The 1,198-nt window shown below is 38.6% G+C and carries 2 protein-coding genes; both read left to right on the forward strand.

Going from position 1 to position 1,198, the window contains the following annotated elements; genetic code table 11:
- On the forward strand, positions 1–750 hold a 750-nt coding region (locus F6K51_RS37715), incomplete at its 5' end, for a beta-ketoacyl reductase (protein ID WP_293031405.1).
- The coding region (locus F6K51_RS37720) for a condensation domain-containing protein (protein WP_293031408.1) at positions 747–1,198 on the forward strand (452 nt) is incomplete at its 3' end. The genes F6K51_RS37715 and F6K51_RS37720, both read left to right, overlap by 4 nt.

A 1,198-nucleotide genomic window follows, 5' to 3' on the forward strand; every position in this document is an offset into this window, starting at 1 on the left:
TGGCATTTGCATCAACTGACTCAAAATCAATCATTAGACTTTTTTGTGATGTTTTCTTCAGTGGCGTCTCTGTTGGGTTCGCCTGGTCAGGGAAATCATTCCGCAGCTAATGGGTTTCTGGATGGTTTAGCTCATTATCGTAGGAAGATGGGATTGTCGGGATTGAGTATTCACTGGGGTGCGGTGTCTCAAATAGGGGAGGCAGCAGAACGAGGTGCAGATATGAGGGCACATGAGCAGGGGGTAAGTACAATATCTCCGGCTCAGGTATTGGAGTCTTTGGAACTATTGATGAGTGGTTCAGATGTAGAAGTGGGGGTAGTTCCTATTGAGTGGTCAGGGTGGCAGGATAGAGTGGCACAGTGGCGGTTTTTGGAGGATTGGTCCGAAACAAGTACTTCAACAGCTACAAATGATAATCGCCTTTTAGAGCAATTAAAATCAGTTTCCGTTATAGAACGAGAAAAGATATTAATTGCTGATATCCAAAATAAAGCAGCTAGAGTGTTAGGCATAAAAAATAATCTAATCAATATACACAAACCTCTAAATGAAATGGGAATAGACTCTCTAATGTCAATTGAGCTAAGGAATAAAATTCAAAGTGAGTTAGAAGTGGATGTTCCAATTACAAAATTTATGGAAGGAATCACTATTGCTGCTCTCTCTAATGAGCTAAATGAAGAAATAACTAAAAGTAGTTCCACAGATAACATTAAAGAAAATAACTGGATAGAGGTAGAACTATGAACTTAATTGAATTTGTGCAAGACCTTTCTCTAAAAGGGGTAAAATTATGGAGCGATGAAGGAAAATTAAGAATTGGGGGTTTCCAAGAAGTACTCACTACTGATATTATTGCTGAACTAAAGCAGTACAAATCAGAAATATTACAGTTACTAAGGGAAAACCCAGAATTATTCCAAGCAACTGATAAAATATCTACTATTAGTGGGATTCAGCCTGTTTCGCATTCGGAGCATTTGTCACTATCCTATCCTCAAGAATGGATGTACTTTTGGTATGAGTTTCCGCCAAATAATCGATTATTCGATGTATCGGTGACTCTAAAAATAGAAGGTCTGCTTAACATAAAAGTTTTAGAACAAAGTTTCAACGAAATCATCCGACGACATGAAACCCTACGGAGTAGTTTCCACTCCGTAGATGGAAAACCCGTACAAGTAATTTCGACCGT

This window comes from Moorena sp. SIO3I8 (genome assembly GCF_010692325.1).
Classification (GTDB): domain Bacteria; phylum Cyanobacteriota; class Cyanobacteriia; order Cyanobacteriales; family Coleofasciculaceae; genus Moorena.